The organism is Streptomyces xanthochromogenes (assembly GCF_014650455.1).
GTDB lineage: Bacteria > Actinomycetota > Actinomycetes > Streptomycetales > Streptomycetaceae > Streptomyces > Streptomyces xanthochromogenes.
Map to the genome: position 1 here is coordinate 154,266 of NZ_BMUZ01000003.1, position 19,731 is coordinate 173,996.

Annotated in this window: 15 protein-coding genes and 1 pseudogene; 9 read left to right on the forward strand and 7 right to left on the reverse strand. The window is 67.5% G+C overall.

Annotated elements, in window-relative coordinates; translation table 11 throughout:
* Window positions 1-2,129: 2,129 nt before the first annotated feature.
* Window positions 2,130-2,702, forward strand: coding sequence for a dihydrofolate reductase family protein (locus IE267_RS07980; RefSeq protein ID WP_189762604.1), 573 nt, complete (start codon window positions 2,130-2,132; stop codon window positions 2,700-2,702).
* Between the two features lie 618 nt (window positions 2,703-3,320).
* Here the strand turns inward: IE267_RS07980 and IE267_RS07985 are convergent.
* On the reverse strand, window positions 3,321-4,175 hold the full coding sequence (locus IE267_RS07985; protein WP_189762988.1) for a class I SAM-dependent methyltransferase: 855 nt from the start codon (window positions 4,173-4,175) through the stop codon (window positions 3,321-3,323).
* 395 nt (window positions 4,176-4,570) lie between these two features.
* Here IE267_RS07985 and IE267_RS07990 point away from each other — a divergent pair, with 395 nt between their 5' ends.
* The 3 genes from IE267_RS07990 to IE267_RS08000 all read left to right on the forward strand — a co-directional run bounded on the left by IE267_RS07990 (window position 4,571) and on the right by IE267_RS08000 (window position 8,312).
* Window positions 4,571-5,425 carry a hypothetical protein gene (locus tag IE267_RS07990; RefSeq protein ID WP_229860836.1) on the forward strand — a complete coding sequence of 285 codons (855 nt, stop codon included), beginning with the start codon at window positions 4,571-4,573 and terminating at the stop codon, window positions 5,423-5,425.
* Between the two features lie 201 nt (window positions 5,426-5,626).
* Complete coding sequence (locus IE267_RS07995) at window positions 5,627-6,004, forward strand: hypothetical protein (RefSeq protein WP_229860969.1); 378 nt, start codon at window positions 5,627-5,629, stop codon at window positions 6,002-6,004.
* A 703-nt stretch (window positions 6,005-6,707) separates the two neighbouring features.
* On the forward strand, window positions 6,708-8,312 hold the full coding sequence (locus IE267_RS08000) for a beta-N-acetylhexosaminidase (protein WP_229860838.1): 1,605 nt from the start codon (window positions 6,708-6,710) through the stop codon (window positions 8,310-8,312).
* 123 nt (window positions 8,313-8,435) lie between these two features.
* Here IE267_RS08000 and IE267_RS08005 read toward each other — a convergent pair whose 3' ends face one another.
* Window positions 8,436-9,944, reverse strand: a complete 1,509-nt coding sequence (locus IE267_RS08005; RefSeq protein ID WP_189762606.1) for a cryptochrome/photolyase family protein — start codon at window positions 9,942-9,944, stop codon at window positions 8,436-8,438.
* 313 nt (window positions 9,945-10,257) lie between these two features.
* On the opposite strand from IE267_RS08005, the gene IE267_RS08010 reads away from it, so the two are divergent.
* On the forward strand, window positions 10,258-11,253 hold the full coding sequence (locus tag IE267_RS08010; protein ID WP_189762607.1) for an NAD(P)H-dependent flavin oxidoreductase: 996 nt from the start codon (window positions 10,258-10,260) through the stop codon (window positions 11,251-11,253).
* 620 nt (window positions 11,254-11,873) lie between these two features.
* On the forward strand, window positions 11,874-12,110 hold the full coding sequence (locus IE267_RS08015; protein ID WP_229860840.1) for a recombinase: 237 nt from the start codon (window positions 11,874-11,876) through the stop codon (window positions 12,108-12,110).
* A gap of 100 nt (window positions 12,111-12,210) precedes the next feature.
* Here IE267_RS08015 and IE267_RS08020 read toward each other — a convergent pair whose 3' ends face one another.
* Window positions 12,211-12,591 (reverse strand): hypothetical protein, encoded by a 381-nt coding sequence (locus IE267_RS08020; protein WP_189762608.1) that lies wholly within the window; start codon window positions 12,589-12,591, stop codon window positions 12,211-12,213.
* Here IE267_RS08020 and IE267_RS40385 point away from each other — a divergent pair.
* Window positions 12,590-12,928, forward strand: coding sequence for a hypothetical protein (locus tag IE267_RS40385; RefSeq protein ID WP_189763045.1), 339 nt, complete (start codon window positions 12,590-12,592; stop codon window positions 12,926-12,928). The genes IE267_RS08020 and IE267_RS40385 overlap by 2 nt on opposite strands.
* Window positions 12,929-12,955: 27 nt before the next feature.
* Window positions 12,956-13,165, forward strand: a complete 210-nt coding sequence (locus IE267_RS40390; RefSeq protein ID WP_189762609.1) for a hypothetical protein — start codon at window positions 12,956-12,958, stop codon at window positions 13,163-13,165.
* A gap of 286 nt (window positions 13,166-13,451) precedes the next feature.
* On the opposite strand, the gene IE267_RS08035 is transcribed toward IE267_RS40390, so the two are convergent.
* The 4 genes from IE267_RS08035 to IE267_RS08050 form a co-directional block, all read right to left on the reverse strand.
* A complete protein-coding gene (locus IE267_RS08035) occupies window positions 13,452-13,916 on the reverse strand; it encodes a hypothetical protein (RefSeq protein ID WP_189762610.1) in 465 nt (154 codons plus the stop codon).
* 681 nt (window positions 13,917-14,597) lie between these two features.
* Window positions 14,598-15,023, reverse strand: a complete 426-nt coding sequence (locus IE267_RS08040) for an HIT family protein (RefSeq protein WP_189762611.1) — start codon at window positions 15,021-15,023, stop codon at window positions 14,598-14,600.
* A 307-nt stretch (window positions 15,024-15,330) separates the two neighbouring features.
* A complete protein-coding gene (locus IE267_RS08045) occupies window positions 15,331-16,680 on the reverse strand; it encodes a DUF8189 domain-containing protein (RefSeq protein ID WP_189762612.1) in 1,350 nt (449 codons plus the stop codon).
* A gap of 597 nt (window positions 16,681-17,277) precedes the next feature.
* Window positions 17,278-18,387, reverse strand: coding sequence for a carboxylate-amine ligase (locus tag IE267_RS08050; RefSeq protein ID WP_189762613.1), 1,110 nt, complete (start codon window positions 18,385-18,387; stop codon window positions 17,278-17,280).
* Between the two features lie 210 nt (window positions 18,388-18,597).
* Here IE267_RS08050 and IE267_RS39480 point away from each other — a divergent pair.
* Window positions 18,598-19,101 (forward strand): annotated as a pseudogene (locus IE267_RS39480) (sigma-70 family RNA polymerase sigma factor); the annotation flags it as partial.
* Window positions 19,102-19,731 lie beyond the last annotated feature (630 nt).

The following is a 19,731-nucleotide window of genomic DNA, read 5'->3' on the forward strand; positions in this document are numbered from 1 at the left end:
TGTATTCGGGCGTCGATGGCCGGGGCGTTGGGCCACTACTCCACCGGCCGCGGCCGAGGCACCCGCCTGGGCTTCCACCTCAAGCCCCGCCAGTTACGACACCACCGGGTCCGTCGAAGTCCTCAAAGCAAACGAGGGTGTTCTGGTGTTCTACCGCGGCGAGAAGGTGGACCTGAGCTGGGACGGTCTGTCTGTCTGCCCACTGGAGCCGCGCGACACGAGCGTGGGCCGCCGGACAGAACGGGCTCACACGCGAGCCGTGAACACGCCAACCTCGCCGGCAACCACCTCGCCGATCAAGCCGACCCCACCGAACGCACCATCCACTACATCGACACCGACCCCCAACTCCCCTGATCATTCCTCACCCACACCAGTCCGACTCCACCCACCACCCCCACCGAACTAAGGATGCTCACCGGAACGATTCGATTGAAATCATGGCCTTGCTGTGTTCTGACAGGATGAAGAGGTCTAGGCGAGCGATTCTGCGCCGTCAACGTGCTCGTCTGGCACTCCTCGCCAGCACTACTCTCATGTCTACTCAGCTCGTCAGGCAATAGGCGTAGGCTACCACTTCGGTTTTCGCAAACCTACGAAAACGGTCACTCGCGCTGGCTAGTCTTCGCGAACATCCCCAAGTCTCAATTGCACGCAACGGAGGCAGCAATGCAAGAAAATTGGATCGACCCGAGTAGCCACTGGAAGGCCTCGGGACAACTCCAAGCGGACGGCAGCTTGACCAGCGCCACCGTCATCGACAGGGACGGGACCACCAGGGATCGCGACGCCACGTTCTCCTCAAAGAGTGATTTCATCTCCTGGGTCAGGCGACACACAAACTAGTGAGCACGCGCATGGTTGGCGTTGGCGCGTCGACAGCATGACCGTCAACCATGGCTTGTGTGGTGGGGATCCGGGCACGTGCAGCAATCATCCGAAGCCAGGAGACCATAGGGCTGACGCCCGAAGAGTGATTGCTGAACTCGTCGCCAGGATTGGCCCGTTGTGGCATGAGCGGCACCAGACAGCGCTTGAGCCACAACCCCGTCGCCGGGCAGTGGGCCAGCACCAAACGCAAGCTCGTCCACCTACTGTCCGCCACCTGTGTCAGCCCGACACGGCGCCACGCACGATGAACTGACCTGCTGATTCGCTGTCGATCGCCGCACCATCACGCGTGCGATCGGTGACGTGCGGCCCCTGTTCGCCGAGCGGGGGCTGCACCATCGCACCCTGAATCCGCCTTCACACGCTGCCGAGGGCATCGGCCATCCAGGTGCCGACGGAAAGGCCGCCATCACCACAGCAGACGAAATACGGCGCGAGTAGCAGGCCACGCCTTCGCGGGAATCCGGCGCCGAGGGTGAGGCTCCCCGAGACGGCGTACACCACCCTGCCAAGGGCGAGGCACAACTCGAAGCACTGTCCCCGGGTGGCCCGTTCACGGAGTACCGACACCGCGATGAGCGAGGCGACCAGGGAGTACAGGATGACAACGAGAGCGAAGAGACCGGGGGGACACCGCGCTCCATACCCACGTAGATACTGGAGAACTGCACCCTTTGCACGAACACGTCAGCCACTTACTTGTGGAGCAACTTGCTTCCTCTGGACACATTTTGACGGCAAATCAGGTCAGGTACCAACAGTGCCCCGCCCGTCACGGCGAACCGCAGCACGGCGAAGGTGTACGGGGAGGCCTGGTGCAGGCCGAGCTTTCCGGAACTCCGGGCGGGACACTGCTCCCTGTGGCCTGCCGGTTACCCCGACAGCTTCTGCAACGACGGCGACATCCCGGCGCGGTGTGTGGCCGTGCACCGGAACAAAAGCGCTCCTTGGCATCCCAATTGAATGAGCACGGAGAATGACACGTTGTAGCACCCGACGTTCACTCTGCGTCGAAGGCGTCTCACACTTTCAGCAGCATCCTGGCCCTCGCCGTCGTCCCAGGCGCGCCGGGAGCTCGCTCGGCATAGGTGATTTGGTTTCTTGCTCGCGGCGACCGATGACTTCGTACACGATCCACAGTCATAGACCATGATTGGTGCATCGCAGCCACGTAGGTGATCGCAGCGTGCACCAGCCTCACCTGCTGAGATCCAGACACGAGACACCGAGGAAGCAAGATGCGCACCCTGATCAGCACCGCCTTCGTATCGCTCGACGGCGTGGTGGAGGCGCCCGGAGGCGAGCCCGGTTACCGGAACTCCGGCTGGACCTTCAAGGACGTCGAATTCCTCCCCGAGGCCTTCGAGATCAAGGGCCGAGAGCAGAAGGAGGCCTCCGCGATCCTGATGGGCCGGACCAGTTACGAAGCGTTCAGCGCGGTGTGGCCCGACATGGAGGAGTTCGCCGATTATCGGCTGATGCCGAAGTACGTCGTATCCACCACGCTCGCCGAGGACGACCTGGTCTCGAACTGGGGTGAGACAACCATCCTGCGGTCGCTCGACCAGGTCGCCGCGCTGAAGGAGACCGAGGGCGGCCCGATCATCGTCCACGGCAGCGCGTCCCTGAACCAGGCCCTCTCCGACGCCGGCCTGATCGACCGGTACCACCTGCTCGTCTTCCCTTTGCTGCTCGGCGCGGGCAAGCGGCTCTTCAGCACCACCGACAAGGACACGCAGAAGCTGAAGCTCGTCGAGCACGAGGCCTACGCCAACGGGCTGCAGAAGAACGTCTTCGACGTGGTCCGCTGACAAGGGTCCGGTCTCGTCCGGACGAGACCGACACCCCGACGCATGGCCAACCACCTCTGCCAGTGGCGAGCCATCGGTGACGGTCACAACACATGTGGCCATGGCCGACCGTTGGCCGGCTGCAAACGAAAACAGCAGGCCACCGGTCGATGCCGATTCCTGCATGGTCACTCTGCCGAACGATGGTTGGCCATCGAAGCCCCGGAATGGCCGTCTCTGCGGCTGACTTGGGAGCCAGGACGTGAGGCCCCGGTACCCCGTCGGCCGTGCGAGGCCCCGCCGACTATTCACTGACGGAACCGGGGCGCCGTCGGCGTCCCGTGGCTCGGCGGGGCGCGCTGTGCCAGACGGCCGGCGCACCGAAGACGAGTCCGATGACGGGGCTGCACGCCGACGACGATCGCGTCTGCCTTCAGCTCCAGTGCGAGGCGGCATGCGGGCAGCACTGTGGCGAAGAGGTAGACGTAGCAAGGGGTTGAGCCGAGTCCCAGGAACTGCTGCGCAGCGATGAACGCGATGCTGATGACGGAGTCGATCGGCCAAGAACAGAAGAGGCACTGAAGCCGACACGATCCTGGCCCCCGTCTGCACGGTCGCGCGGTCAGCGCGGATCCCGGTTCAGCAGGGCAATTCAGCGGGGCAATTCCTCCAGACGAACACCTCGGTGCTCGGCTGCCGCTCGGAGAACCTGCCCGAGCGGGAAGCCCCCCGCAGTCGTCGACGCAAGTCCGCCTCGAATTCGTCACGGCGCTGGCCGAACAGGTGCGGAGCCGAAAAAGACATGGAGAACACCCCCGCGACGACCTCGTCAACCGTGCGTTCCAGCAGCTGTCCGCCAGGGACGACCCGCCTCTCGGGACCGGTGAATCCCGCCTGAGCGAGCACCGCGGCCTCACCGCCGGCTGTTCCCTGCTGCAGCACCCCCTGCCCAGCTCGGCGAACCGGTCCGAGATAGTTCCTGACCAGCTCCTCGATCGCCACATGGGGAACCGCTGGATACGCAGGATCGTCGACGGTTCGGCGCTCCGTCTTCAAGTCGGAGATGTGCACCAGCGCCCCGCCGGGCTGGAGCATGTCCCTGATGCTCGCTGCCACCAGGCCACGATCCATCCAGTGGAAGGACTGGCCAATGGTCGCGACGGTGAATGTTCCCAGTCCTGCGGGCAGATCCTCGGCGCGGGCCTGGACCCACCTCACTTTGTCAGCCCCTCCGCGCTCGGCGGCTTCGCGAGCGGCTACTGCGATCATTACCGGGTCGGGGTCCAGGCCGACGATCTCGCTGAACAAGTCCTGGAAGCTCAGGGCAAGGGTGCCAGGTCCGCATCCCACGTCGATGAGCCGCCCTCGCCCATTGAGGTCCAGAACCTCGGCGACCACGTCCGTCAGCCCGGGGGCGTATGGCAGCCTCCCGCGCCGGTAGTAGGTGGCCGTGCCTGAGAACAACGTCTCGTCCCATTCCCAGTCGGTATCCACATCCACCCACCACCCTTCGCAGAGAAACGTGCAGATCCGGCGTCCGATAATTCCACGGCACCTCCGGGGCCCGGGCAACAAACGGTGCGCCCCCACCCCACCAGATGCTTCCAGTCCTGGACGGTGGTCCTGGGCCGTTGGTCGGCTTCGGCAGAGGCGAGGGGACTCGTACGCTTCCTCGGGTGGAGCGCACGCAACCTGAGGGGTTTCGGCCCGCCCGGCTCGGCGCTCTCGGACATTCCTTGCCACGGACAGCTGGCTCGGGCACCTTCTACGCTCGACGCGCAGGTGGACCGCTTCCGGACGCTGTTGGACCGCCAGGGGCCGGGAGCCCGCCTTGCGTGCGGGTCCCCGGCCGCGTCCAGGGGGCTCCCGCACCTTGAGAGAATGGCCAGATGCAAGATGTCTACGGCCTCCCCGACCTGGCCGAGGTACCTCCGGCACTGCGGAGCATCCTCACGGCGGACAAGGCCGAGAGGGCTGCGCGGGTCCTGACACCCGAGGAGGCCGCGTCGTTCGCCAACTGGGCGCGCGTTCCCGCCGAGACCGAAACGCGTTGGCTGGCCACACTGTCCGGTGACGACGGCTTCCTTGGCTTCGAGCCGCCGGCTCGCCCTGACAGCGCGTGGATTCTGCACGCCATGTACGAGAGCCCGCGACATCCGGCCACTCCGGCCGACGCCGAGACCGGGATCGGCACGGAAGGCGCCGACGACTGCGACGACGAAACGGACTGGGCTGCACATCCCGGTCCTGAGTGGCAGCGGGTGCGCTGGTCCGAGCTGGCCGAACGCAGCGGCGACGCGATCGTCGAGGAAGGCTCCTATCCCGACCGGTACCAACTGCGGTCATGGCGCTCCCGCTCCAAGGACCACAGCCAGCGGGACGACATCCTATGGTCGAACGAAGGCAGCCTCGACCGGGAAACCTGGGACCGGCTGATCGACCTCCTCATTGAGCACAGTCCGGACGGCCCGGACACCCATTGCATGGTCCACTTCTGCAGAAACATGTTCTACTACTTCGTCCCCACGGTGCTCACCGGCCGACTGGGCGACGCCTACAGCCTCTACCACCATCCCGACCTGATGGCATACAGCCCCTCCAACATCTGGCCCGCTGACCGGACTTGGGTCGCCTTCACGCACTTCGACCTCCACGGCACCAAGGTCGCAGGCCCCACCCCGTTGATCGATGCCCTCCTCAACGCCCCCGGCCTCGAAGCCCTCCGTCTCCCCTGGAAACCCTGACCTCTCCCGGTCACGGACCTCTCCATGGCCCAGCGCGCCCGGCAGATGCCGGGCTATTGCGGCGCCGCGGTCCCGATGGCCCGTCAGGAGCATTGCAGGCCGGGCTGCTTGCCGCCTGACGGGTGGTCCGTCACAGTGAGAATGGACGTACAGCCAGCGCATGACGTGCAGCCAGCGCAAGCAGGCCGAGGAGGTCTCGTGATGTACACGCGCCAGCCGGTGTCAAAGCGCCGACGATTGGCAACGGTCTCGGCCTCTCTCGCCGCAGCCTGCGCCCTGGGTGTGGTGACCGCAGTACCGGCCAGTGCCGAGGTCAAGTCCACCTGTGGCACCTACATCTGCGTGGCCACCGCCTACCAGGGTCGCGACTACGTTCAGGACATCACCGTCACGACCCGTGAGGGACTGCCGGGAACGCTGCGCGCCTTCGTGGGCGATTACCGGGGCAGCAAGGCCGGGGTGTCCCAGTATCGGTTCGTCGTCAACCGTGAGTTCAGGGCGTATCCGAAGTTGGCCGTCTGCGGTGGTCTGGACCGTAGTGGCAGGTTCATCGAGAACCACTGCGTACTGATCCCCTGACGAGGTCCGGGGCGTTCACGCCGCGAAACCTCACCACGAGCCCCTCGGGCAGCCGGGGTCCACACGTCGGCCTCGGCCCACTCCGCCAGGCGGCACCAGCAGATCAGGCCGGAGCCGAATCCGCGTTCCTGTGACACGTATTCCGGGCGCCTCGACGATGGACAGGATGTCCCGGACCATCAGCCGGTCCGGATGCCGCTTGCGTCCCGAACGCCTGCTCCCACGCTCAGCTGGGGGAAGCGGTGGCCCGATCACCGCACAGAGTTCGTCAGGACTTCCCAAGGCGTCGAGATCAGCTCCCCTCATGATCGAGTTGCGCTCGATCCATGGGTACGGCAATGGCAAGTCGCAGCCACCCGGCATGCCGACTCCGCTCACGAGAACGACGTGGCCGTATTCACGCACGGTCACGGCCTCCGCGTACGCCTCCGAGCCGGGTGGCCCGGGCGGCAGACCGATCACCGTGTCTACCCGGCCGTCGCCCGCCGCGGACATCGCCGCGCGGTCACCCGCCTCGTCGCCGGTCGGCGGGACCGGGCCTGCCGGTCGGCGCGAACCACCGATGCCCCGAGATCACTGGCCGCGCACCGCCGTACCGCACCCCGCCCCGGTCGCGGCCTCCCGAGCCGCATGCCAGCGTGGTAGGGCAAACGGAGCAGAGCGGAGGACCATGTCCGTACACAGGAATGACCACCGTCGCACCATGACGACCGTTGCCGTCACGGCCCTTTTCCTCGCCGGTTCCGGGACAGCTTCCGCAGTGGTGCCCACGGCCCCCGAACGGCCCGCGGCGACGACGGCCACCGGCCCGCCGTCCGTGGTGCCCTCCGTCCGCACGTTCAAGGCCTCTTCCGGCCCGGGGTGGCGCCCGGCGCCCGGCTCACGCGTGGTGATCGACGGGAAGAGTCCCGGTCTGGCGGACGAGGGCGAGCTCCTGGCGCGGGAGCTGGGCCTGGCGTACGGGAAGACCGCCGCTCCGGGGCGCGGGGACATACGCCTCGCGCTGTCCGGGTCCGCATCCGGCCCGGCCGAGTCGTACGGGATCACCGTGAGTGGTGGCCGGGTGGACGTCACCGGTCGGGACGAGGCGGGCGTCTTCTACGGCACCCGTACCGTCAAGCAGGCCGTGCGCACCACGGGAGCACTGGCCGAGGGCACGGTCACGGACGGTCCGGCCAAGCCTCAGCGGGGCCTGAACCTCGACATCGCCCGCAAGTACTTCACCCCGGGGTGGATCGAGGCACGGCTGCGCGAGATGGCCGACCTCAAGCTCAACCAGCTGGTCCTGCACATCTCCGACGACCAGGGGTTCGGGATCGAGATCAAGAACCCCCGGTACGCCAAGAGCGTCTCGACGGCCCGCCTGAGCCAGGCGCAACTGGCCGGGATCGTCAAGCTGGCCGAGTCCCTCCACATCACGGTGGTGCCCGAGATCGATTCCCCCGGCCATCTGGGAGCGGTGCTCAAGTCCTTCCCGGATCTGCGGCTCAAGGACGTCAACGGCCAGATAGTGCAGGGTGCGATCGACATCTCCCAAGCCGGCGCCGGCCCGGTGATCGACGCGCTGAACAAGGAATTCCTGCCCCTGTTCCCCGGTGGTGCCTGGCATCTGGGCGGCGACGAGTATCAGGCCCTCACCCGGCGGAACCCGGAGGCATCGTTCCCCAACCTCGCGGCCGCGGCCCACAGACTGTACGGACCGGGTGGCACGGTCAAGGACCTCGCCACCCGCTGGCTCGACGACCGGGCACGGGCACTGGCCCCTTCCAAGAAGCAGCTCAAGGCGTGGAACGACGGCTTCTACACCGGTGGCATCGCCAAGGCCGACGCGGCCATCGAGGCCGAGTACTGGACCGGCAAGGAGATCGGTGCCCGGCTCCCCGAGGGATACCTCGCCGAAGGACGCAAGGTGGTCAACCTCAACGACGCGTATCTGTATTACGTCCTGGGCCAGCCCAACGACTTCACGTATCCGACCGGCCAGGCGATCTATCAGGAGTGGACCCCCGCCGTGCTGCGAGGCAGTCGGCCCGTCCCCGACGCCGCCCGCTACCAGGACTCCATCCTGGGCGCCCGTCTGGCCGTCTGGTGCGACAGGCCCGGAGCGCAGAGCGAGGAGCAGGTCGCGAGCGGGATCAGGATGCCGCTGGCCGCTCTGTCGCAGAAGGTGTGGAACGCGGGGCAGCCCACCCGGTCCTGGAGCGATTTTCAACAGCTAGTGGGGCGGGCCGATCCGGGCGGCGGCCCCGCGCGGGCCGGCGCGACCCCTCCTGCCAGTGGCGCCTCCGCATCGGGCAGCGCTCACTGAGCAGTCCACGGGCGCAGTGGTCTGATCCCCGCCGCGCCCGTGCGACTCGTGGCCTCGCCCGGGCGGATTCCGTCGGCCTCCACGCACCTCGGATGTCGAGGGGAGCATCCCGCCCGGTGTCCCTCAGTCCTCGCGCGCGGCTTCCTGAGCCAGCAACTCGTCGAGGTCGCGGAGCCGGTCGAGACCCCGCACGGCCTGCACCATGCGGGCATTGTGCTCGAACCGCTCGCGGTGGCGGTGCAGGAGGTTCCAGTATCCGGAGGTGAACGGGCAGGCATCGTCGCCCACGCGCACGGACGGCTTGTACCGGCACGCCCCGCAGAAGTCGCTCATGCGGTCGATGTAGGCGCCCCCTGACGTATAGGGCTTGGTGGTCATCCGTCCGCCGTCCGCGTACTGCGACATCCCCACCACATTCGGCACCATCACCCAGTCGTAGCCGTCGACGAAGCTGCGGTGGAACCAGTCGGTGACGGCCCGGGGCTCCCAGCCCCGCTGGAGCGCGAAGCTGCCCAGGATCATCAGACGCGGGATGTGATGCGTCCAGCCGGTCGCACTGACCTGTTCCAGCACGTGGGAGAGGCAGTTGGCGTCGGTGCCCTCCGAGGACAGCTCCGTGAACCAGTCGGGGAGCTCCCGGTGGTGGCGCAGGGCGTTCCTGTCGCGGTACTCGTCACCGAAGTGCCAGTACAGGTGCCAGACGAACTCGCGCCAGCCGGCGATCTGCCGCACGAACCCCTCGGCGCTGTTGAGCGGGACATCGCCCGACCGCCAGCGCGTCTCGGCCAGTTCGACGCATTCGGCCGGGTCAAGGAGACCGAGGTTGAGCGAGGACGAGAGCAGGCTGTGGCTCATCGTGGCGTCCCCCGCCAGGATCGCGTCCTCGTACGCGCCGAAGGTGGCGAGTCGATGCTCGGCGAACCGGTGCAGCGCGGCAAGCGCCTCACGGCGTGTGGCGGGGAACGCGCGCGGTGCGTCCTCGCCGACGAACTGGACGTCGCCGTCGCGCGACCAGCGGTCGAGATCGACGCGCACCTCCTCGTCGATGTCGCTCTCCCGCGGCCGGTAGGGCGCGGGAACGCCGAGCGTGGTGGCGTCGCGCGGCGGCGGCTGCCGGTTGTCGTGGTCGAGGTTCCACCGGCCGCCGGCCGGGCGGTCCCCCTCCATCAGCAGGTCGTGCCCCTGGCGGATCCATCGGTAGAAGTCCTCCTGACGCAGCTGCTTGGTACCGCGGCCCTCCGCCCACGACCTGAACGCATCGTGCGTGACGAGGAATCCGCGGGCCGGCAGGACGCGCACGGACGGAAGGGATCGGACGAATCCGAGTGCCGCATGCGACGTGGGGTGATGCACCGTCAAGGGCCTCTCCCCCACCGCTTCCAGCCCCTCCCGGTACGAGTCCGCCTTGACGTATCGCACCCGGTCGCCCAGCTCGGCGGCCCGGTGGCGCATCGCCGAAAGGATCAGGTGTGCCTTCGCGCGGTGGAACCTCCGACGCCGGAACACACCGCGGGACTCGATCATCAGCACGGGCGCGTCCCGGCGCGGGCCGCCGCGCGCCGGATCGAGGAAGTGCGGCCCGAGCTGATCGCCGAACAGCCAGTGGGTCACTGCGGGTTCTGCGGATGCCATGCCACTCCGTCCGTCGCCGGCCACGCCCGTCCTGTCTCGAGTGCGGCCGTCCACCGCCGATCCAACTGCACGAGGACGCCGCCGGCACGGCACGCCACACAGGTCGTACGCGCGGACCGACACCGCCACGTACGGTCCCGGAACGTCCATCGGGGCCACCGGGCCCGCATCACCCGCCCTCGCTCTGACCCCGCACGGGGGGGACGGCGCGAGCTTCCGTGGTACGGCGGCGCGTGGCCGATTCCGTCCGGAGCCGATCGCACGGTTGGTCAATTCCGCCCGCCGATGGGGTGCGAGAGGAATCATGAGGGCCATGGCCTTGTCGACGGACTTCACCGAGTTGCTGGGTGTGCGGCACCCGATCGCGCTGGCGCCGATGGCAGGTGCGGCCGGAGGCGCGCTGGCAGCCGCCGTGTCCCGCGCGGGCGGGCTCGGTCTGGTGGGTGGCGGATACGGTGAAGTCGACTGGCTGGAGCGGGAGTTGTCGGTAGTGGCCCGGGGCACCGACCGGCCCTGGGGCGTCGGGTTTCTGGCCTGGGCGGTCGATGTCCGTGCGGTGGAGCGCGCATTGGCGTTCCGTCCGGCCGCGGTGATGTTGTCCTTCGGAGACCCGGGCCCCTTCGTCGATCGCGTCCATGACGCGGGCGCGGCCGTCCTGATCCAGGTCACCGACGTGGAGGAGGCCCGGCGGGCCGTGGACCTGGGTGCCGACGTCATCGTGGCGCAGGGCACCGAGAGCGGCGGGCACGGTGCCCGCCGCGGACGTTCCACCTTCCCGTTCGTCCCGCTCGTGGTGGACCTCGCGGCTCCGGTGCCCGTGCTGGCAGCCGGCGGGATCGGCGACGGGCGCGGGGTCGCGGCGGCGCTGGCTCTGGGCGCCGCGGGTGCGCTCATCGGCACCCGCTTCCAGGCCACCACCGAGGCCTCGGTCGGCAGCGCGGTCCGCGAGGCACTCCTCGAAGGGCGTGGACAGGACACCGAACGCAATGGCGTGTTGGACATCGCCCGCGGGTCCCGCTGGCCCGTCGAGCGGTACACCGCTCGCACCCTCGGACACCCCTACCTCGACCAATGGCGCGGCAGGGAGGCCGAGTTGGCCCGCGACGGCAGTGCGCCACTGCAGTACCGGGACGATGTGGCGCGCGGGGTGATTCCGTCCGAGCCGGTATGGGCGGGTGAGGCGGTGGACCTGATCACGGATCTGCCGTCGGCCGCCGACCTCGTCACCACGCTGGCCGCCCAGGCCGAGGACGCGCTGACGCGAGCCGGGCGAAGGCACCAGGTGGACGGATCACACGCCGCCGACTGACACCAGACTGCCGCCCGTCCCCCACGCCGCGGACCGCTCCGAGGCCCGGCTCGCGGCTCCTGGGGGGCACAGGCCGGCGTCCGGGGCCCTGTCCCACCGCGGCCCGGCCACGAAGACGCGCACGCCCGGGCCGCAGCCGTCCGCGACCCCGGTCCGGCCACCCGGGGCACGACTGTGGGCGGGGGCGGTACCGCCTGTGCCATGCGGTACCCAGCGAGGGACCCAGAACCAGGACCGGAGCGTCTTTTGGTCCGCCAGAGCGGCATTGCAGGGTGTTCGTCCAGTGTGTCGCTCACCCGGCTGACCCTCTCATTTCTCACCCTCCATCCTCAGCGCGCCCGGCCCAGTCCTACTCACCTCGAACAAGGCCGCGGGCGATGCCTTCACCGCCACGCTCGATGCGCGGGCGGCGGTCGGCCGGACCTGGTTGATGGACCCGCAGCAGATCGCCCACGCCCAAACCGCCGCAAGATCCGCTTCAGCGACGAATACCGCCCAGCCAGCACCGAAGAGTGGGACGAGTTCACCGAGCACTTCGAGAAGCGCAAAGTCGAACTCGGCTCCTGCGGGCTCCCCTACGGCACTCCCTGCCAGCACGACACGCGTGCATTCGCTGTCCAATGCTGCACGTCAACCCCAAGATGCTGGCCCGTCTCGACGACCTCGAGAAGAACCTCCTCTCACGCGGGGACCGAGCCGAACGAGAGGGCTGGGCCGGCGAGATCGAAGAACGCAACCTGCCCCTCGCACTCCTCCGCTCCAAGCGCGACGAGTCCCAGCGCATGGCACGACGACCGGTCGTCGACCTCGGCATCCCGAAACCCTGCCCCATCCCCTCAGCCCTGGAGACCCATTGACGAGTCACATACCTATAGCCATACGAGCCAGTGGCGCGCCGCAAGGAGCCGGTGACTGCGGACGGGAATCCCGTCTCGTCCGCAGTCCCAATCCGACGCGTCACCAGATGAGGACCCCACCACCATCTACTCGCTCCGCGCGCCTGGCCGCATCCTCGATATTCGCCAATCGTCCAGAGATCCCGTGGCGGTGTTCTTCCACCGTCCGTACTGGGTCGGTGCCGATGACGATGTCCTCCAGGTGGTCTCGGAGGAGAGCGCACTCCCGCACGAACGCCGGCACTTCGCTGGCCTCAACCCTCAGGTCAGCATCCGCCAGAATAGGAAAGAACCGCGCCCCCAGCGAACAAACGACCTGCGAGCCCCACACGCGAGTACGCCAGCTCTCGAAGCCAGCCAGGTCGGAGCACCCCTCCGGAACATCCAGCACCTGCATCTCGCCGTCCGCGCTAACGACGAAGACATCAACCGACAGACTCATGACCGCAGTGGATCACAACGGCCATGCGACGGTCCATGGGATTCAATCCTCAACACCTCAAGGCCAGCGCAGCCACCGCCCCACCCGAACGGGTGAAGTGCAGAGAAGCACTGGCGAGTACAAGAGCGAGCCATTGAAGAAGCAGGTGCGCAAACTCCTCGGATACCCCTATCCCGCGCGTATCCCGCGCGACGTTTTCGTTGAGCAGTGGGTCGGGATTTCGACAGATGAAATCCACCGGGCCAAGAACCGCTCGAAGCCAACAGCAGCCATCGCGCCTGGAGCTCTGCTGAACCTCGCGGGAACTGCAAGCTGCACGGCCCGGCCGGCGCATTAGCGGGTGTAGCGGATCCTTACGAACGAGATGACGCTCCGGTCCGACCATGCGGTCGCCGTCATCATCATCTGGACTTCCGACGCAAGAGCGCCGGGCCAGATGACCGCGACCGCCGTCACCGCCGAGTACGACCACCTGGTCAGCCTTGAGCCGGGCGGCGACCCCAACGACAGCCGCAACCATGGCTTGAGCCGCCGTCACCGGACCACGAGGCGGGAGCAGGACCCAACAACCTGAAGGACAGCGTCGAGTCCTAGCTCCACACCGCCGTCTGCTCCGGCAAGGTCCAACGCGCAGCAGCACAAAACGCCATCGCGACGGACTGGACGACAGCGCTGACGTCGCTCGGCCTCCAAATAGGAAGCTGGGCGCCCGGCCGAACCACCCTGGGCAAACAGACTGCACTGCTGTCTGACTGCGCCGGCAACGGGCCCGAACAACACCATGCGACCGGCTGGCACCCTTCGCTGTGAGGCCATGCCAAGCACCATGATCTGCCGGCGCTGGGACGCGGCACGTACTGCTACGACGTCCGCGGCCAGAGCTGAAGCAAGTACTGCTCCGTCCCCTCGTACGGGGACAAGTCATCATGTGGCCCGGAGGAGTCAGCGACGCGCTTCGCCTCACTGCGTCCACGAAACGATAGGCGAGCATGACGATCACCTTCCGCAATCGAGACGCCCCATGCCCCCCTGGTACGTTCCGAAATCACCAGCTCTCCAGTGGGAAATTCCATGTGCAGATCGCGGTGGCCTTCCCACCCGACGGGAGGCGCGTGTTCCTCTGTCCAGGTTTCGATGCGAAGTTTCACCTTGAACTGCGACTGCGCCGGAACCACGATCACCTCGTAGCCGTTGCCGGCCGCTACATTCTCTCTGGCGAGGGGGATCAAGTCGTTGTCGCGGACGTCGAAGTCCGCGTCGTAGAGGTCGAGGCCCCCGTAGTCGGGCATCACGAGGGTTTCGTATGCGGTCAGCTGTTCAGGCATGTCGCTCCTGTGTGTCAAAGGCGACCGGGTATGTGTACGGGTCACAGGCGCTCGGCCTACGACCCGTACACATTCTGCCGTGTTGGTGCGTGCTCAGCTGATGGCTGTGATCTCGTTCCAGCCAGAGCTGCCTACGACAGTGGACGCGCCGTTCGTGGGGTTACCGCTCGCGTCTCTTGCTCCGCTGTAGAAGAGCAACTTGCCGTCGCCGGTTGTTGCCCAGAGGTCGGGGATGGTGTTGCCGTCTGCGTCATCCCCGGCGGCGACGAGCGGGTGGAGCGGACCATAGGGATGAGCGGGTGGAGCGGACCATAGAGATGAGCGTTGCGGCCGGACCAGCGAAGGAGCCTACTGCCATAGTTCGCCCATGCCGTCATCAACGTCTTCCACAGCGTCGGCGCGTTCTCCAGCAGCGCGTGGCGACTTCCTCGATGCCCTCGGTGCCACCTGATGCCACCCTCCCGATCCGCTCAGGGAGGTCCTGCCAACTGCTCCAACGTCCGCAGCGGGCAACCTGCCTCCCGCCCAGATCCGGCAACTGCAAGCGTGGGCCGCCGCAGGGGCGACCGACCCGACGTCCGCCTGCACTTCACCGACGGGTTGCTATTCAACCCTGAACGGCCCTTGCTGACCGTTCAGTTCATCGCCTTCTTGGCCCAATTCACGAGAACGAGATCTGGCTCAACCTCTGTGGTACCGGCCAGAAGCCAGGGCCTCGGCGAGCCGCGCTCTCGGATCGCCAGTGACGTGGTGGGCGGAACGTCCGGTCGGCCAGGTCGAGATTCCGTCGTCCAGCCACCTCGGAACAACGTGGAAGTGCAGATGGGGCACTGACTGCTCCGATCCAGGACCGCTGGCGCTGAGGATGTTCACACCCGAGGCGTTCAAGGCGGTCCGCGCTGCCTCGGCCACGCGCTGCACCAGCGCCGTCGTCACGGCGAGTACCTCGGGCGGGGTCTCAAACACATCCGCATAGTGCAACGTCGGAACCACCAGAGTGTGACCCGGCGTCAGCGGGTTCAGTGGAGCAAAAGCACAGGCGACCGGACCACGATCCACCCAACTCGCAGTGCCCTCACGGATGAGCCCGCAGAAAATGCAATCCATGCGACCGACCCTGCCAGATGAGGGAGGGAACTCGTCAACCGGTTCGGGTCTGGTGGGGACGGCACGGGGGAGGCGACCCGCGACCTCACAGATGTTGCGCCAGAACCCGTTCTTGTGAACAACGCCACCTTCTGGTCGTCCACAGCGTGCGTGATACTGCGCCGTCTCCGTGCGGGTGTCTTGGTGCCTGCCTCGGAGAGGTCCTTGATTGCCGCACAGCACGGTGCCGGGCTGAACGTAACTCGGGGAGAGCTACCGCTGTACGAGTTGGATCGGCTTGCCCCAGACCCCCGAAAAGACATGTCCTCTAAGCGCCGCGGTGGACACAGAAGAGCTGGGTTTCGGTGCCGTTGGGATCGCGGTAGCCGGCGGTGGCTGGACTGTGGGAGCTCATGTGTCCGGGCAGTCGGACATCGTTGTGCCAGCTGGTGCCGTTGAAACGGGTCCACCAGAGGTTCCGGTCATTGCCGGCGCCGCGGTGCACGCAGTACAGGTAGCCGTTGTAGACGGTCAGCGCCGGGCCCTCCTTGCTTTTGTGTGCGGGCAGTTGAGGGTTGCCCGCCCAGGTGGTGCCCGTAAAACGGGTCCACCACAGGTCCTCGTTGTTGCCGCCGCCGCGGTGGACACACCACAGATGGCCGTTGTAAGAGGCCAGGGCGGGGCTGGCGGCGGTGCGGTGAGCGCCGAATGACTGGTCTGCGCTCCAGCTGGTGCCGTTGAAGCGGGTCCACCACATCTCATCGTTGGTGGCGCCCTTGTATGCGCAATAGAGCATGCCGTCGTGGGTCGCCAGGGCCGGGCCCCGGCTGCTTGCGCCGTTCATGCGGGTGTCGCGGCTCCAGTTGGTGCCGTCGAAGCGGGTCCACCACAGGTTCCGGTCGTTGCCGGTGCCGCGGTGCACGCAGTACAAGCGGTCGTTGTAGACCGCCAGGGCCGGACCGTCCGCGCTGAAGTGGCCGGTCAGGGCGGTATCGGCGCTCCAGCCGTTGTTGCGCGCGGGGTCGTAGACCGTCCACCAGAGCTTGTCGTCCTGATCCCCGCGGTGCACGCAGTACAGCTTGCCGCGGAACTCCGCCAAGGCCGGGTGGGCCTTGGAGAGGTGGCCGGAGAACTTCTCGTCCTGGCTCCAGTTGTGGGAGGCGTTCATGACCGTCCACCACAGCGAGGTGTCCTGCTTGGGGGCCAGCGGGAGGGGAATGAGCATCAGCGGGGCGGTCCAGGGCGAGACCAGGCGGCAGCCGTAGTGCTCGCCCATCGCCTTGATGACGACCGCGCGGATCTTGAAGGCGGCCTCGACCAGCGTGCCGATCGGTTTGGGAAGGACGGCTCCGACGAGCTCCCCCACCTTCTCCGAGATTTCCGCCGCGGCTTGGGCGGCAGCGGCGTTGAGGACGAGCTCGAAGCCCCACCATTTCGCGTACGGGTACACCTCCCAGCCGTTCGCGTTCAGCTCCACCTGAAGTTGGAGAGCAGTGCTCCCCGTGCCGCGGGCGAGACGACCGGTCTGCTGCTCGAACTCCTTGCGGGCCGCGTCCAGATACTCCCGGGAGATCCGCCGTGCCTCCTCGTGGGACACGGCGTACGGAACAGCCTGCCAGGCGGAACGGGCGTCGGCTTCGGCTTGGTCGTGGTTCGGGCTGGTGCTCTCGTCGTGCATGCGATCACGTCCCTGCTCAGGAGGATCCGCCGCGAGGCTCTTCAACGGTACCGAGTGTCCCGACCACCCCCACAGCCTGCAAGAAGCACACAGGCCAGCTTGTTCGCCGAAGCGGCTGGTTTGTCTGATGCGAAGAGAAGCCACGGGCGGGCGAGCCGGCCCACCGGCCCAGGCACATGGCTCGGCGGCGGCAAGTGGCCGGCCCGGCGCCCCGAACCCTTCCCGCCGGACCTGGCCCCACGCCTGGACCAGACAGCTCAAGCCGCGCTGAGCGGCGGACCCCAGGGCCTCACGACGCTCGCCACAGATCGCCTCGACGCAGGCGGGCGGCCCGCTCCGGGAGGGGTACCGCCGCAGCGGACCGCGTAAGACGGCCCAACCTTGCTCCCGCTCCCCCTGCGGTCAGGGGCGGCGCGGCAGGGAACGTCCGGAACTGCTCTGGGGCGAGGACGATGCCATCGTGTCGCACGTGATGCGCTGGGACGATGCGCTCCTGGCCTCTCGGCCGCCTCGGTGCCTCTGGATCAAGGCCGTCGCCGCCTGTTCGCACCCGGGTGGCCGATGCCGGATCCCGGTTGGCGGGCCCGACCCGGCGGGTCAGTGCGCCTCTGGTGCGCCGAGGACAGTCTCCTGGGTGATGAAGTCGATCAGCGCCGGGATGCCCCCCTCTTCCACGATGTGGCGCTGATGGTCGGCGCCTGTGCCCTCGCGCAGGAGGCGGTGCAGGAGGGGTTCGACGTGTCGCATGTCGCCGTGCTCCTCCAGGGCCGGAGTGATGTGTTCGACGAGCCGGTACAGCACGTCGCCCGCGGCGTGGGGACGGCCGCCCGGGTCCAGGAGGGTGGAGGTGAGGCCGTGGCGGGCCGCGTGCCACATGCTGGCCTGCAAAACCTCTGGGCGGCAGGCCGGTTCGGGGACGTCGTCCTTGTGCTCGCGCAGTGCGGTGGCTGCCAGGGCGCGCACGATCCCGGCGAGCATGGCCGCGTCGTCGACCCTGAGTTGGACGTCCATGCAGCGGACTTCCACCGTGGGATAGTGCTCGGACAGGCGTGCCTGCCAGTACAGCTGGCCCGTGTCGCCGATGACGGTGGATGACACCAGTGCGTCGAGGCTCTCTTCGTAGTCGGCGAGGCCGTCGAAGCGCGGCGGCGGGCCGCAGACGGGCCAGCGGGTGAAGGCAAGGGTGCGCCAGCTCGCGAACAGCGTGTCCTGGCCCTTCCAGAAGGGGGAGTTCGCCGACATCGCCAGCAGCGTGGGCAGCCACACGCGGATACGGTTCAGGACCGCGACGCCCGTTTCCCGGTCCGGCATCCCGACATGCACATGCATCCCGTTGACCAGGAGTTCCTCCGCGATGCGGCCGCCCTGGTCGTGCAACCGCACGTACCGGCGCCCGCTGGTGACCGGCACCTGCCCCTCGCCCATGACGGGAGCCGACGCGGTCGCGGCCAGCCGGCAGCCCGAGGCTTCGGCTGCCTCACTCAGCGCGTGGCGCAGCCGCAGCAGATGCCCGGCCACCTCGGTCAGCTCCTGGCACACCGGCGTGGCGGTCTCCACCTGTGCCTGCAGCAGCTCGGGCTGTACCTCGTCCTCGCCCGCGACATCGTCAAGACCCGCGGCGCGGCGCACCTCCTCCGACCGGGCGACCGGGTGTCCGGTCTCCGGGTCCAGCAGCAGGTACTCCTCTTCAACCCCAAGTGTGATCACACAGAGTGGGTACCCGCTCCGGGGCCCTCCTACCAGCAAAAAACACACCCGACGACCCACCCCCGGCAGAGGGAGCGGGCCGGAGAGACGAGCGTTGTGACCGGACCGGCGAAGGAGAACCTCGTCGGCCTTCCGACCCGGCCGAAATGACCCGCCTCTGGCACGCGGTGAAGGCCGGGCACGCCACTCTCTGCCGGGCTGCTGGAGCCAACCGTCCACGTGCCGGGGGTATCGACAGCACGGCGGTCAGAGGAACTGCGCACCGAGATCGCCAAAGCCAAGGAACATCTCGCGCTCCAGCTTGACCGCGCCCCGTCGGTGAGGGAACCGGCCGCCCACCCAAGCTGGACGAGGACGATGTCATCGACGGGATCGTCGCGGCCAACGGCTACACCGCCGACTCCCTCGACGTGTCCGCGAACGCGGAAGACTCGGGCCAGAAGGCCACCGTCAAGTCCCGCACGTACGCCGATTTCATCGGCGAGGACGACCCCGGCATGGAACAGGTCGAGAACCTCCACGCCCTGGCGCCCCTGATGGATCAGCTCGACGAACGCGAACGCCTCATCGTCAGCATGCGCTTCGAGCAGGAGCTCACGCAGGCGCAAGATCGGCACCGAGATCGGCGTCTCCCAGATGCAGGTCTCGCGCCTCCTCAACCGAATTCTCGCCAAGCTCCGCACCGGCATGCTCGACGAGGCAACCACCGCCTAGCCGAGATCGCCGGCCGGGGGCGGACGCCGCGGGGAACGCTGCGAAAGGGGGCCCACACTCGTGGGCCCCCTTTCGCACACCGGTCTCCGGTCTTCGCACGCAGGTTCCGGCCGGGCTCAGGTGGCAGCCGCGAGCTCGACAAACGGTGGCGCTGTGACCGGGAACCGTTCCTGCGCTGCGATTCGGCGGCCGGGCCGAAGCGTCGGCAGGCCGCTCGTCGGAGCGGAACGGCACCGAAGCGGCCGTCAGCGGATATCTGCCGGAACCGGCACGGGGCGCCACCTCTGGCGAGACGAGTCCAGGAGAGCGGCGAAGCTACTCGAGACGCAATTTCATCAAGAACCGGAAGTCCGAAAAGAGCTTGGTCGGCGATCTTCAGTGTGCTGAGCATTCTCGGTGCATCCGTACCGCGTGGCAGGGATTCACGCATGGCGAAACCACCTTGGGAGCGATCTTTCTTTAATCCCGAGAGGAGCTCAGGGAAAGGGACATCGCTGGTTGGGGCAGGTGTGACCGGCATGGATCGGCCGGATCAGCGCGACTGCCCGCGGCGTGCGTCGTCACCCCTGTGGTGATCACCTTCCTTCTTTCTTCTCTGCCGGTATTGGTTCGGTTCAGGTCCGCTGCCGG

Bases quoted from the DNA above. Each gene is read 5' to 3' on its own strand.
- IE267_RS07980 (WP_189762604.1), top strand. From the start codon at position 2,130: ATGCGCACCCTGATCAGCACCGCCTTCGTATCGCTCGACGGCGTGGTG.
- IE267_RS07990 (WP_229860836.1), top strand. From the start codon at position 4,571: ATGCAAGATGTCTACGGCCTCCCCGACCTGGCCGAGGTACCTCCGGCA.
- IE267_RS07995 (WP_229860969.1), top strand. From the start codon at position 5,627: ATGTACACGCGCCAGCCGGTGTCAAAGCGCCGACGATTGGCAACGGTC.
- IE267_RS08000 (WP_229860838.1), top strand. From the start codon at position 6,708: ATGACGACCGTTGCCGTCACGGCCCTTTTCCTCGCCGGTTCCGGGACA.
- IE267_RS08005 (WP_189762606.1), bottom strand. From the start codon at position 9,944: ATGGCATCCGCAGAACCCGCAGTGACCCACTGGCTGTTCGGCGATCAG.
- IE267_RS08010 (WP_189762607.1), top strand. From the start codon at position 10,258: ATGGCCTTGTCGACGGACTTCACCGAGTTGCTGGGTGTGCGGCACCCG.
- IE267_RS08015 (WP_229860840.1), top strand. From the start codon at position 11,874: ATGCTGCACGTCAACCCCAAGATGCTGGCCCGTCTCGACGACCTCGAG.
- IE267_RS40385 (WP_189763045.1), top strand. From the start codon at position 12,590: ATGACCGCAGTGGATCACAACGGCCATGCGACGGTCCATGGGATTCAA.
- IE267_RS08020 (WP_189762608.1), bottom strand. From the start codon at position 12,591: ATGAGTCTGTCGGTTGATGTCTTCGTCGTTAGCGCGGACGGCGAGATG.
- IE267_RS40390 (WP_189762609.1), top strand. From the start codon at position 12,956: ATGACGCTCCGGTCCGACCATGCGGTCGCCGTCATCATCATCTGGACT.
- IE267_RS08035 (WP_189762610.1), bottom strand. From the start codon at position 13,916: ATGCCTGAACAGCTGACCGCATACGAAACCCTCGTGATGCCCGACTAC.
- IE267_RS08040 (WP_189762611.1), bottom strand. From the start codon at position 15,023: ATGGATTGCATTTTCTGCGGGCTCATCCGTGAGGGCACTGCGAGTTGG.
- IE267_RS08045 (WP_189762612.1), bottom strand. From the start codon at position 16,680: ATGCACGACGAGAGCACCAGCCCGAACCACGACCAAGCCGAAGCCGAC.